Origin of the sequence: Exiguobacterium sp. SL-9 (assembly GCF_004336985.1) — a bacterium.
Classification (GTDB): domain Bacteria; phylum Bacillota; class Bacilli; order Exiguobacteriales; family Exiguobacteriaceae; genus Exiguobacterium.
Window position 1 is genome coordinate 512,092 of sequence record NZ_SJUO01000002.1, and the last position, 13,578, is coordinate 525,669.

The 13,578-nt window shown below is 56.0% G+C and carries 9 protein-coding genes; 3 read left to right on the forward strand and 6 right to left on the reverse strand.

The window, feature by feature from the left end; all coding sequences use genetic code 11:
• Nucleotides 1-27: 27 nt before the first annotated feature.
• The 3 genes from EVJ34_RS07065 to uvrB form a co-directional block, all read right to left on the reverse strand.
• Nucleotides 28-1,206: a DUF4097 family beta strand repeat-containing protein gene (locus EVJ34_RS07065; RefSeq protein ID WP_131485074.1), complete on the reverse strand. Its 1,179-nt coding sequence runs from the start codon at nt 1,204-1,206 to the stop codon at nt 28-30.
• Between the two features lie 66 nt (nt 1,207-1,272).
• Nucleotides 1,273-4,146, reverse strand: a complete 2,874-nt coding sequence (uvrA, locus tag EVJ34_RS07070) for an excinuclease ABC subunit UvrA (protein WP_131485075.1) — start codon at nt 4,144-4,146, stop codon at nt 1,273-1,275.
• On the reverse strand, nt 4,147-6,123 hold the full coding sequence (gene uvrB / locus EVJ34_RS07075; RefSeq protein ID WP_131485076.1) for an excinuclease ABC subunit UvrB: 1,977 nt from the start codon (nt 6,121-6,123) through the stop codon (nt 4,147-4,149).
• A gap of 144 nt (nt 6,124-6,267) precedes the next feature.
• On the opposite strand from uvrB, the gene EVJ34_RS07080 reads away from it, so the two are divergent.
• The 3 genes from EVJ34_RS07080 (at nt 6,268) to glpK (ending at nt 9,479) form a co-directional block, all read left to right on the forward strand.
• On the forward strand, nt 6,268-7,122 hold the full coding sequence (locus tag EVJ34_RS07080) for a sulfite exporter TauE/SafE family protein (protein WP_131485077.1): 855 nt from the start codon (nt 6,268-6,270) through the stop codon (nt 7,120-7,122).
• A gap of 101 nt (nt 7,123-7,223) precedes the next feature.
• Nucleotides 7,224-7,931, forward strand: coding sequence for an MIP/aquaporin family protein (locus tag EVJ34_RS07085; protein ID WP_131485078.1), 708 nt, complete (start codon nt 7,224-7,226; stop codon nt 7,929-7,931).
• A gap of 30 nt (nt 7,932-7,961) precedes the next feature.
• Nucleotides 7,962-9,479: a glycerol kinase GlpK gene (glpK, locus tag EVJ34_RS07090; protein WP_131438030.1), complete on the forward strand. Its 1,518-nt coding sequence runs from the start codon at nt 7,962-7,964 to the stop codon at nt 9,477-9,479.
• Nucleotides 9,480-9,520: 41 nt separating this feature from the next.
• On the opposite strand, the gene EVJ34_RS07095 is transcribed toward glpK, so the two are convergent.
• The 3 genes from EVJ34_RS07095 to EVJ34_RS07105 form a co-directional block, all read right to left on the reverse strand.
• Entirely contained in the window at nt 9,521-10,657 is a 1,137-nt protein-coding gene (locus tag EVJ34_RS07095; RefSeq protein WP_131485079.1) for a PDZ domain-containing protein, read from the reverse strand.
• A 40-nt stretch (nt 10,658-10,697) separates the two neighbouring features.
• Nucleotides 10,698-12,101 (reverse strand): S41 family peptidase, encoded by a 1,404-nt coding sequence (locus EVJ34_RS07100; protein ID WP_131485080.1) that lies wholly within the window; start codon nt 12,099-12,101, stop codon nt 10,698-10,700.
• A gap of 99 nt (nt 12,102-12,200) precedes the next feature.
• On the reverse strand, nt 12,201-13,559 hold the full coding sequence (locus EVJ34_RS07105) for a murein hydrolase activator EnvC family protein (protein WP_131485081.1): 1,359 nt from the start codon (nt 13,557-13,559) through the stop codon (nt 12,201-12,203).
• Nucleotides 13,560-13,578: the final 19 nt, after the last annotated feature.

Sequence of the window (13,578 nt, forward strand, 5' to 3'; positions counted from 1 at the left end):
CGAAAGCGGTTGCCTTCGGGTTGTCGGTCATTGCTGATGGAACGGGTTGTTCAAGTCGGCCGGATTGACCGGGTCGACTGGGTCGATCGGTTCCGTCGGTTCGTGCTTGTCCTCTTCGAGGAACGTTGACGGCGTGTGGAGCGAGCCGTGTTCGAGGTCAATCGTACCGGTACGTGTCCCGGCCTCAACTTCGATGCGCGGCGTCTGACCACGTCCCGACAAGAATTCAAGACGACGCTGGGCGACGTCTTTCCGGTCGCGGATAATCTCGAGTTCGTCTAAATTACAGTGGAGCCCACCGAAGTTCGTTTCGAGCTCTCCTTCAATCTCGACGCCGTGCGGCAAGACGAGTCGAACGTTCCCGGCGAGTGAGGCGAGTTCGAACTTGGCCGGACGTGCCGTCGCGAGTTCGGCGCGGATGTTTCCGTTGCCGGTCTTGAGCGACGCCTTGTCGTATTTCCCGTTCACGATGACGGCACCGTTACCGGTCCGAACGTGGACGAGTTCAGATTCGACCGCTTCGACTTCGACCGTACCATTCCCCGTGTTGAGAAGGAGCTCCGAGGCGTGCACTTCATGAAGTACGACCCGGCCGTTCGCCGTCTGGACACGAACGCTCTCGACGTCGAGTCCGTCAGCGCGGACTTCCCCGTTTAGCGTCTGTACGTGCAGGTGATCGAAATGATGATGCGGGACGTACAGTTCGACGTGCGCCCGCACGAGCTTATCGCGGAGTGACACGACGAGACGGTCACCGATGACCGAATGCTTGACGGCTGATTGGAGCTGTTCGAGCGCCTTGTCCGCGTCTTGTTGACGGAGCGGACGACCGGTGACGATCAGTTCACACTCGTCGTTGTCCGACGAGACGATTGTCGCCGAGGCGTTGAACAAATCGAGCGAGATGTCTTTCCCGGTGAACGGGAAAGATTTCGAATACGTAACTTCCGGCCCGAAATTCGAGCTGAACGTGAAGTCGCTGTCGCGAAGTTTCGTGACGAGTCCTTCGACGGCCGATGTCAGTTTCGTCGTGAGCGACTCGACCGAATAGGCGTCGACTTTTTCCGTCTCTTGTCGTTCTTCGAGCGCTTGAACATGCTCAGGCTCTAACTTCTCGAGCCGTTCAAGCTGGGTCATCCCTTCTTCAATCGTCAACTTCCCATCTTTCACTTGCTGGAGAATCAGTTCACGCATTTCTTGTTTCACTGTTCGTTTCCCCCTTTGATTTGGTCACACGTCAATCATGTTCCCGTTTCTCATCATTTCTATACCTTACTTCCGTTTTCCTGCTTTCGGTTTCGCCCGGGCCGAATCCCGTTCTAACACCGGCTTCAAATACTTGCCGGTATACGATGCTGCCACTTCGGCGACTTCTTCCGGAGTCCCGGTCGCGACGATTGTACCGCCGCCGTCCCCGCCTTCAGGTCCGAGGTCGATCAAGTAGTCGGCCGATTTGATGACGTCGAGGTTATGCTCGATGACGAGCACCGTGTCCCCGTTCTCGACGAGGCGTTGCAACACTTTCAACAACCGGGCGATATCGTCGACATGAAGACCCGTCGTCGGCTCGTCCAAGATGTAGATCGTCTTCCCGGTCGAACGTTTATGGAGTTCAGAGGCGAGTTTGACGCGCTGCGCTTCCCCACCGGACAGTTCCGTCGCCGGTTGTCCGAGTTTCATATAACCGAGACCGACGTCAAAAATGGTCTGGACTTTCCGTTTGATTTTCGGAATCTTATCAAAGAAGTCGAGTCCTTCCTCGATCGTCATGTCGAGCACGTCGGCAATCGTCTTGCCTTTGTACTTCACTTCGAGCGTCTCGCGGTTATAGCGTTTCCCGTGACATACTTCACACGGAACGTAAACGTCCGGCAAGAAGTGCATCTCGATTTTGATGATCCCGTCCCCGCGACACGCCTCGCAGCGTCCGCCCTTGACGTTGAAACTGAACCGGCCTTTCTTATAGCCGCGCATCTTCGCTTCATTCGTCGATGCGAACACGTCACGGATATCATCGAACACGCCGGTATACGTCGCCGGGTTCGACCGCGGTGTCCGGCCGATCGGGGACTGGTCGATATCGATGACTTTATCGATATGGTCGAGCCCTTCGATTTTCTTATGCTTCCCTGGCTTCGCCTTGGCCCGGTTAATATGATGGGCGAGCGATTTGTAGAGGATCTCATTGATGAGCGTCGACTTCCCGGAACCCGAGACGCCGGTGACGGCGATGAACATCCCGAGCGGAATCGAGACGTCGACCCCTTTCAAGTTGTTCTCTTCCGCCTTCAAGATTTTCAAGAAACGCTCATCCGGCACTTTCCGTTCGGCCGGGAGCGGGATGAACTTCTTACCAGACAAGTATTGCCCCGTGAGCGACTTTCTGTTCTTCATGAGCTGTTTCGGCGTCCCGGCGGCGATGACTTCTCCACCATGTTCGCCGGCACCCGGCCCGATGTCGATCAAGTAGTCGGCTGCCATCATCGTGTCCTCGTCGTGCTCGACGACGATGAGCGTGTTGCCGATGTCACGCATCTGTTTCAGCGTCGCGATCAAGCGGTCGTTATCACGCTGATGCAACCCGATTGACGGTTCATCGAGGACGTACAAGACGCCCGTGAGCCGCGAACCGATTTGAGTCGCGAGACGAATCCGTTGCGCTTCTCCACCAGAGAGCGTCCCGGCAGCACGTGACAGCGTCAAATAGTCAAGACCGACGTTGTTCAAGAAACTGAGCCGCTCACAGATTTCTTGCAAGATGAGACGGGCGATGGCGATATCTTTCTCGCTCAACTCCGACATAATGGAATCGAATAAGTCGATGGCGTTGACGACCGACAAGTTCGTCACTTGCCCGATATGGTGGCCCGTGATTTTAACGGCGAGCGTCTCTTCTTTCAAACGGTAGCCGCTACATGTCGGACAAGCATGTGTCGCCATGTACGTCTCCATCTGTTCACGGATGTAATCGGACGTCGTCTCTTTGTAGCGGCGCTCGATGTTACGGAGTACCCCTTCGAAGAAGATCGTGTTCGTCCGAACTTGACCGAAATCATTCTCATAGCGGAACAAGAACGACTCTTCGTCCGTCCCGTGCAAGACGAGATCTTGATCACGCTTTGACAGACGTTCGAACGGCACGTCCATGTCGATGTCGAAGTGTTTGCACATCGAGGCGAGCAGTTGTGGATAATATTGCGAACTTGTCGGCTGCCATGCGACGACGGCGCCTTCTTTGAGCGTCTTCGACGGGTCCGGGATGACGAGTTCCGGGTCGACATCAAGCTTCGTACCGAGTCCGTCACACGTCGGACAGGCGCCAAACGGCGAGTTGAACGAGAACATGCGTGGTTCGAGTTCACCGATTGAGAATCCACAGATCGGACAGGCGTGATGCTCGCTGAACAGGAGCTCGGTCCCATCCATCTTATCGATGATGGCCCGGCCGTCGGCGAGACGAAGCGCTGTCTCGAGTGAATCGGCGAGACGGCCTTCGACGTCAGCACGGACGACGAGGCGGTCGACGACCACTTCGATGGAATGTTTCTTATTTTTATCGAGTTCGATTTCATCGGTCAGTTCGATCGTCTCTCCGTTGACACGGACGCGGACGAAGCCTTCCTTTTTAAGCGAATCGAACACTTTGACGTGCGTCCCTTTTCGACCTGAGACGATTGGCGCCAAAATTTGCAAGCGCGACTTCTCCGGTAGTTCCATCACTTGGTCGACCATTTGCGAAATCGTCTGGCTCGAGATTTCGATGCCGTGACGCGGACAGACCGGTTTCCCGATCCGGGCGAACAACAGGCGTAAGTAGTCATAGATTTCCGTGACCGTCCCGACGGTCGAGCGCGGGTTACGGCTCGTCGTCTTCTGGTCGATCGAGATAGCCGGGCTGAGGCCCTCAATCGTGTCGACGTCCGGCTTGTCCATCTGTCCGAGGAACTGACGGGCGTAGGCCGATAAGCTCTCGACGTAGCGACGCTGTCCCTCGGCGTAAATCGTATCGAACGCGAGTGACGATTTCCCGGAACCCGACAAGCCCGTCAAGACGACGAGCTGATCACGGGGGATATCAATATCAATGTTTTTTAAGTTATTGACGCGAGCGCCTTTGATGACGATCGCATTTTTCTTCTCAGCCATTTAATTCCCTACCTTCAACTCCAAGATTAAGTCACGCAATTCGGCCGCCCGTTCGAACTGGAGGTCGCGGGCCGCTTGTTTCATTTCTTCTTCTAGCTTGGCGATGGCTTCTTCGCGCTCGGCCGGTTTCATCGAACTGAGCGATTCGAGCACATCCTCCTCGGCATCGACCGTCGCTCGGATGACACCGCGCACTTCTTTGCGGATCGTCTGCGGCGTGATGCCGTGTTCTTCATTATAAGCCTGTTGAATCGTGCGACGGCGGTCGGTCTCGTCAATCGCCCGTGTCATCGAGTCGGTCATCTTATCGGCGAACAAGATGACGTGGCCGTTCGAGTTCCGGGCTGCCCGTCCGATCGTCTGGATGAGCGACCGGTCTGAACGAAGGAAGCCTTCCTTGTCGGCGTCGAGAATCGTGACGAGACTCACTTCCGGTATGTCTAACCCTTCCCGCAGCAAGTTGATTCCGACGAGGACGTCGTATTTCCCGAGACGCAAGTCGCGGATAATCTCAATCCGCTCGAGCGTCTTGATTTCCGAGTGCATGTAGTTCACCTTGATGCCCGCCTCACGCAGATAGTCCGATAAGTCCTCGGCCATCTTTTTCGTGAGCGTCGTCACGAGGACGCGTTCATCTTGTTTGATGCGATCGCGGATCTGATCCATCAAATAGTCAATCTGCCCTTTAATTGGGTGAATCTCAATCGTTGGGTCGAGGAGACCCGTCGGCCGGATAATCTGTTCAATCATGTTTGGCGTATGTTCGAGCTCATACGGGCCCGGTGTCGCCGAAATGAAGATGGCCTGGCTCAACTTCTTCTCGAACTCGTCGAACTTGAGCGGCCGGTTGTCCTTCGCCGACGGCAGACGGAAACCGTGGTCGACGAGCACTTGTTTCCGTGCTTGGTCCCCGTTATACATCCCGCGCACTTGCGGGAGCGTCACGTGCGACTCATCAGCGATGAGCAAGAAGTCTTTCGGGAAGTAGTCGATGAGCGTGTACGGTGTCGCTCCTGCCTCCGTCAAGTTCAAATGGCGCGAATAGTTCTCAATGCCTGAACAGTAACCCATCTCACGCATCATCTCGAGATCGTAGTTCGTCCGCTGCTCGAGACGTTGCGCCTCGAGTAACTTGCCTTCTTCACGGAACTTCTCAAGCTGTTGTTCGAGTTCGGCCTCGATGTTGACGATCGCTTTTTGTAACTTCTCGTCACGCGTGACGAAGTGGGATGCTGGGAAAATCGATACATGCTCGCGATCGGCGATGATTTCGCCGGTAAGCGGGTCCATCTCGCGAATCCGATCAATCTCGTCCCCGAAAAACTCGACGCGCAAGCACTGCTCGTCACGTGACGCCGGGAAGATTTCGACGACGTCCCCACGGACACGGAACCGCCCCCGTTGGAAGTCGATGTCGTTCCGTTCATATTGAATGTCGATCAATTTGCGGAGCATTTGATCGCGCCCCATCTCTTTCCCGACTCGGAGACTCAAGACGAGACTGTTATATTCTTCCGGGTTACCGAGACCGTAGATGCACGATACCGAAGCGACGATGATGACATCATCGCGCTCGAACAGAGCCGACGTCGCCGAGTGGCGAAGTTTATCGATCTCATCGTTGATCGAGGCGTCTTTCTCGATGAACGTGTCGGTCGACGGCACGTACGCCTCTGGCTGATAGTAATCGTAATAGCTGACGAAATATTCGACGGCGTTGTTCGGGAAGAATTCTTTGAACTCGGAGTAGAGCTGTCCGGCGAGCGTCTTGTTGTGGGCCAAGACGAGCGTCGGCTTCTTCACTTCTTGGATGACGTTCGATACGGTGAACGTCTTCCCGGTACCGGTCGCCCCGAGTAACGTTTGGTACCGGTCGCCGCGATTGATACCCTCGACGAGCTGTCGAATCGCCTCCGGTTGGTCGCCGGCCGGCTTATATTCTGATTGTAAGCCGAACGGAACGCTAATCTTATCCATGTATATTCCTCGCTTTCTGTTCCTTGCATATTGACTTGATTATAGCACATACACGAACAAATATTCGCTTCTGACACGCTTCCCAACTCGTTCCGCTTTTCGTTATGATGGAGAGTGAATCTAAATAGAAACGAGTTGGTCGTCATGTGGTCACTTCTCTTCATCCCGCTCGGTGCCATCGTGGGTGCCTTGTCCGGATTCTTCGGTATCGGCGGCGGGGTCGTCATCGTCCCGGTACTTCTCTTTAGTGGTTATTCGGCAGCAGAGGCCGTCGCCACGTCGCTCTTGTTCGTCGTCGGGACGAGCCTGTCCGGCGCGAAGAAACATACGTCGCTCGGCAACGTGTCCTGGTCGACGGGTATCACGGTCGGATTGACCGGCGCCTTGACAGCACAGCTGTCGAGCCGACTCGTCCTCTCGATTTCCGGGACGTACGATTGGTTGTTGAACCTATTTTATCTCGCTATCCTATCTTATTTTGCCGTTACGCTATTAAAGAAAACATCAAAACCGCAGAAGCCGAAAAAATCGACCGTTCTCGCGGGGATGATGATCGGGGCGATGGCCGGACTATTGTCCGCCCTCCTCGGCATCGGTGGCGGGTTCATCATCGTCCCGCTCCTCGTCAGTTGGCTCGGTTTCACGACGCATCGCGGGGTCGGGACGAGCTTGGCTGCCGTCTTGTTCATCTCGCTCGGTGGCCTCGTCGGCTATCTGCCATCGCTGTCGCTCGATTATGTGACGCCGCTCGCCCTCGTCCTCGGGGCATTCATCGGTGCGCCGATCGGGGCCACCCTCACTAATCGTTATAACGACAAAGAGATTTCAAGACGACTTGCTTGGCTCTATCTTTCCGTCATTGCGTCGATCATCCTCGACCTCGGCACTACGAGGTTCCCCCTGCTCACATACGCGAGTTTGGCTGTCCTCCTTGCTTTTCTCGTCGGCATCACCCTCGATTTCAGACGGCGGTTTGTCAATCAAAACCACTTTTCATAAGAAAAGTGGCTTTTTTTGCATATTCGGTTTTGAAACGCTTACATTTGGGGCATATAATGAAGTGGTAAGCCAAATTTAATATGGAAGGAAGGGAGTATCACATGTCAGCATTCGTCAGCGAAATTATTGGTACAATGCTACTCATCTTGCTCGGTAACGGTGTCGTCGCCGGGGTTGTCCTCCGTCACTCAAAAGCGGAGAACGCAGGCTGGGTCGTCATCACGTTCGGTTGGGGCTTTGCCGTTATGATTGGGGTTTATGCGGCCGGTATCTACGGAGGTGCGCACTTGAACCCTGCCGTCACGGTCGGACTTGCGACAGCAGGCACATTCCCTTGGGCTGATGTGCCAGCGTATATTTTGGCACAATTCATCGGGGCGTTCATCGGGGCCGTCCTCGTGTATGTCCATTACAAACCGCACTATGATGCGACAGATGACCCTGGCGCCAAATTGGCGACGTTCTCGACCGCACCTGGGATTCGTAGCACGCCGTTCAACGTGATTGGGGAAATCATCGGCACGTTCGTCCTCGTATTCGGGATTTTATCTTTCGGAGCCAACACGTTTACGGATGGTTTGAATCCGCTCATCGTAGGTTTCCTCGTTGTCTCGATTGGTCTCTCGCTTGGTGGTACAACGGGATATGCCATCAACCCGGCTCGTGACCTCGGGCCACGGATTGCGCATGCGATCCTTCCAATCAAAGGTAAAGGCACGTCGGACTGGGGCTACTCATGGATCCCAGTTGTCGGACCGATCATCGGGGCGGTCATCGCCGCATTGCTGTACGGCATTCTCGTACCATAATCTTTCTAATTTCTAAGGAGGCTCTCTCATATGGAGAAAGAAAAACGTTATATCTTAGCACTTGACCAAGGAACGACAAGTTCACGGGCCATCATCTTCGACCACGACGGTAAAATCGTCACGACCGCTCAGCGCGAGTTCAAACAATACTTCCCTAAGCCAGGCTGGGTCGAGCATAACGCCAATGAGATTTGGGGTTCCGTCCTCGCCGTCATGGCCGAGGCGTTCGGTTCGGCCGACATCGATCCAAAAGAGATCGCTGCCATCGGGATCACGAACCAACGGGAAACAGCCGTCGTCTGGGAGAAGTCGACAGGTCGCCCGGTCTATAACGCTGTCGTCTGGCAATCACGTCAAACGGCCGGCATTTGTGATGAATTGAAGGAAGCGGGTCATGGCGACTTGTTCCGCGATAAGACGGGCCTCTTGATCGACGCCTACTTCTCAGGTACGAAAGTTAAATGGATCCTCGACAACGTCGAAGGTGCCCGCGAGAAAGCAGAAGCCGGTGACCTCCTCTTCGGAACTATCGACACTTGGCTCATCTGGAAACTGTCAGGCGGCCACGCCCACGTCACAGACTACTCGAACGCCTCACGGACGCTCATGTATAACATTTATGAGCAACAATGGGACGATGAACTGCTTGAAATCTTGACGGTACCAAAATCGATGCTCCCGGAAGTCAAACCATCGAGTGAAGTATATGCGAACACGATCCCGTATCACTTCTTCGGCTTTGAAGTCCCAATCGCCGGCGCGGCCGGTGACCAACAGGCGGCCCTGTTCGGTCAGGCCTGCTTCGAGTCAGGGGAAGGCAAGAACACGTACGGAACAGGTTGCTTCATGCTCATGAACACAGGTGAAGAAGCCGTCAAATCAGACCACGGTCTGCTCACGACGATCGCGTGGGGGTATAACGGTAAAGTCGAATATGCGCTCGAAGGTTCGATTTTCGTCGCCGGTTCAGCCATCCAATGGCTCCGTGACGGACTTCGTATGCTCAAGTCAGCGAAAGACACGGAACAGTACGCCAACCGCGTCGAAACGACAGACGGCGTCTACGTCGTCCCAGCCTTCGTCGGACTCGGTGCGCCGTACTGGAACTCGGACGTCCGCGGTGCCATCTTCGGCCTCACACGTGGGACGGAGAAAGAGCATTTCGTCCGTGCGACACTCGAGTCACTCGCTTATCAGACGCGCGACGTCTTGACGGCGATGGAACAAGATTCTGGCATCGAGTTGAAGACACTCCGCGTCGATGGTGGTGCGGTCAACAACAACTTCCTCATGCAGTTCCAAGCGGACATCTTGAACGTCCCGGTTGAACGGCCGGAAGTGAGCGAGACGACGGCTCTCGGTGCCGCCTACCTCGCCGGTCTCGCCGTCGGCTTCTGGAAAGACCAAGCTGAGATCAAACAACAGTGGAAACTCGACCACCAGTTCGAACCGAAGATGGACGAGTCACACCGCGAAAATCTTTATAAAGGCTGGCAACACGCAGTCGAAGCGACAATGGGCTTCAAACCATCAAAACTTGAACTGTAATCGAACGCACGAAAGGGAGCATCCGCCAAGGATGCTCCCTTTTATAGTTTCCGTAATCGCAGACGAGGGCTCGCCGGCTCAGCGACGAACAAGATGCCGAGCTCGTGCGGGTCGGTCTCATACATCGCCCGTTGCACGAAGCGAATGTCCCCGTTCAAGTTGAGTACCTCGAGTTTGATGTACGGTTTATGCAGCTGGAGCGCCTCATAGAAGCTGCTCCCGCCCGTGATGACACTCCCGTTCACTTTATAAATCGATTCACCTGGGATGAGCAGCATCGCTTCACCTGGTGAGCCCGGGAGCGTGTCGATGATGACCGCGCCCCGGTTGCCGTTGATGAACACCGGTGTCGTTCCTCGGTTTTCTCGTTTGATGAGTTGTAGCGCCAGCTCATACAAGACGAACAAACCGAGCAAGCCGTAGGCCGCATACGGCACATCGATGACGTAGGAGGCCCCGAACAAACCGAGGGCGATGAGCGCGAGCAGGCCGCGATACAGGCTCAAGCGCCCGAGCAGTGTCCCCGGGAGCGCTCCCGTCGACAACAGGCTGACGCCGATCGGAATCGGTAAGATGATTGGTACCGGGCCGTCGATTCCAAATGACGGCGGAAGGAAGACGACGAGCGGGAAGAACCAGAGCCGTTTGACGACGTGTCCGCCGATGAACTGGCCGCGTTTGGACAAGATGAGCGTCGGTGACGTCTCGATCGGACCGTTCCAACGTAAGAGAATTGCTTCCGCCAGTGTGACGACACCAAAGACGAGCGCATACACCGGCCAGTCGACCTCGGCCAAGCGGTCCATCCAGTCCGTGAAGGCGCCATACTCGACGACGCCGCGAAGCGAGACTGCCGTCAGCATGATCAAAAACGGAAACGCCGGGCTGCTGAAGCGAGGATGCATCGTCAAGACGATGAGCGCATACAGCACGCTGAATGTCACGAGCCATTCCCAATTGACGGTCGTCTCGAGCATAATCAGTGCCGCCGAACCGATGACGGCGAGCAGCAGGCTCGGCCATGCAAAATGACGCCAGTCCGATTTCGGCGAACGCCGGCGCGAACGGAACATGCCTCTCTCCCGTTTGATGCGCGTCATGGATATGTAAGCGAGGGCGACGAGCGTCGCCCAGAGTAGCGGACTACCGATCAAGGTCAACAAAGCAGTAAAACTCATTCGTAGAACGTCCACACTTGTCCAATCCTTTCCCTAATCCTTATTTTGCAGCTTCTTCGAGCGCACGATTCAATTGGGCATCGTTCGCCTCGTCTTGAATCTCCTCGAGCAAACGTGACTCGAGCGCCGACGCCGTCGCCTCATTGACGACCCCGTCTTCCGGCAAGTTGTTGTCGGCCTGGAAGTCGCTGACGGCACGGGCCATCGTATCCCCGAAATAGCCCGGCTGCCCGCCCGGCTCATAGCCGATTCCCGTCAACACCGTATGCAAGTTCGAGACCGCTTCCCCATAGTCCCCGACTTTGAGCGTATCCGCGTCAGCGAGGATGCGGGTGACATTGAAATAATCCGGTTGGTCGACCTCAACGTCCGGCTCAATGCCTTTCTCGTTGATCCAGTTCCCGTCTGGTGTGAGCCATTTGCTCGTCGTCAGCTTCAAGTTGCTGCCATCCTCTAAGTCGAACGCCGTCTGGACGACACCTTTGCCGAACGTCTTGTTGCCGATGATCGTGGCTCCGGCACCTTCTTTCAGGGCCCCGGCCAGAATTTCAGACGCCGATGCCGACCCTTCGTCCGTCAAGACGAACAAATCGTACGGCTTCGCTTCACGGGCACGACCGCTCTGCGACTCCCGGTCCCCGTCCGCATTCTCGATTTGGACGACCGGTTTGTTCGTCGGGACGAATCCTTCGGTCATCTCGATGACGGCAGGGAGCAAGCCACCCGGGTTGCCTCGTACGTCGATGATCAGGCTATCGATTCCTTCCGATTCAAGCGTCTCGAGTTGTTCTAAAAACTCGTCCGCCGTCGGCTCGGAAAATTGGGTCACCTCGATATAACCAACCTTTTTCCCGTCCTGTTCTTTCACTTCTGAATAGACGGTCTCGATCGGAATTGTATCGCGTGTGATCTCATAGTCGGCCTCTTGGCCGCCGCGACGGATCGTGAGTGTGACGACGGTCCCTTTCTCGCCCCGGATGAGCTGGACCGCCTCTTCGACGGCCATTCCTTCAATCGATTCCCCGTCGACCGCCGTGATGACGTCGCCGGCCCGGAGACCCGCCTCTTCGGCTGGTGCGCCTTTGATTGGAGCGACAATCAAGATGTCTTCTCCTTTCTTCTCCAAAGTCGCGCCGATTCCTTCAAAACTCGACTCGATCGAATCGGTGAACTGCGACGTCTCTTCAGCGTCAAGGAAGTCCGAATATGGGTCGTCAAGCGCCCCGGTCATGCCGTCAAGTGCCCCCGTCAACAAATCTTCTTCCGAGATGTCCTTGAGCGAATGCGTTTCGATCAATTGGCGGACTTGGTCGACCTTGTCCCAGCCTTCAGCCTTCGGTTGAATCGGTAGCGCCGTATCCGTAAACGCCATCGTTGCGAGCCCTGCACCGGCCCCGGCAACGAACGTGGCGCCGGCTAGTAATCCTGCGGTTGTATTTTTCACGGGTGATTCCCTCTTTTCTCTTTGTCAGTCTTTCATTCAGTATAGCAAAAAGTTCAGAAAAACGGACGCGTTCCACAAATTTGGAACACGTCCGTCTCATTAATAACCGATATAAGGACCCGGATCGACCGCATTTGGTTGCCCTGGCGCCCATTGTCCACGATGCAACTCGAAGTGGAGATGCGGACCCGTCGACCAGCCCGTGTTGCCGAGCGTACCGACGGTCTGTCCAGCAGAAACCGTCTGGCCCGACGTGACCGTGATCGCGTCGAGGTGGGCGTAGACGGTCGTCCACACTTCCCCGCCGACGATATGGGACACGAAGACGACATTGCCGTATCCCGTCGCAGGTGCCGCCTTGATGACGATGCCTGGTGCCGCCGCGACGATCGGGGTCCCGGTCGCATTGACGAGATCGATGCCGCGATGCGATTCCGCCACGCCCGTGAGCGGGTTTTGACGCGGGCCGAACGGGCTCGACACGTAACCGGACACCGGACGGACGAATGAGGTAGCCGGTGTAGACACGTTCGTCGGGACTTTCGCGGGTGGTGACGGTGCCGGCGCTGGAGAAGCCGCGGGCTTATCCTCCGACTGTCCTTTCGCTTCCGCTGCGGCTTTGGCCTCGGCCTGTGCTTTCGCCTCTGCTTCTGCCTTCGCCCGTGCTTCCGCTTCGGCTCTCGCCTGCGCTTCGGCCGCTTCTCGCTCCGCCGTGGCGATCGCTTCGAGCTGTCCGGCGATGATACGGCTCTGCTCGTTCATGAGCGCCTGCTCTTCGCCACGGCTCATTTTTTCAAGTTCGAGCAGTTCGACTTGTTCGTTCAGCTCGCTCAACAAGTCACGCTTCTGTTCGACGGCGACGTCGAGCGCTTGTTTCGTTACGACGAGCTCGCGCTCTTTTTGCTTTAAGAACGACAGCTGCGTCCGCTGACGTGCCTCGAGCGATTCGAGCCGCTCGACTTCACTCATGTAGGTATGTATGAGGTCCCGGTCCTGCTCCGCGATCGTCTGCGCGGTCAAGAGCCGCGTCACGAAGTCCCCGAACGAACGGGACTCAAAGACGACCTGGAGATAGGACCGGTCCTCGTGTACTTGAAGCACACGAAGGCGCTCACTGAGGAGCGCCTTCTGGCTTTCGAGGTACTGCCCTTGGGCAGCGAGTTGATCACGGGTTTCCTCGAGCTCAGTGCGCGCCGCGTCCGCTTCTTCTTGCTGGACGGCGATCTGTTCACTTAATCCCTCGAGACGTTCATTGACGGCGCGGATTTCTGTCGATACCGCGTCGCGTTCCGCCTCGGTGATGTCGAGCTCGGCGTCCGTCTCGTCTTGCGCTTTTTTGGACTCCTCCAATTGATTGGATAGACGATCTTGTCGTGCTTTCAGCGTGTCTTTCTCCGTCGCCATGACCGGCGAGGCAAGTAGCGTCAAACTTAATCCAAGCGCAAGCGAACGTTTCATCCGCCAACTCCTCCTCATA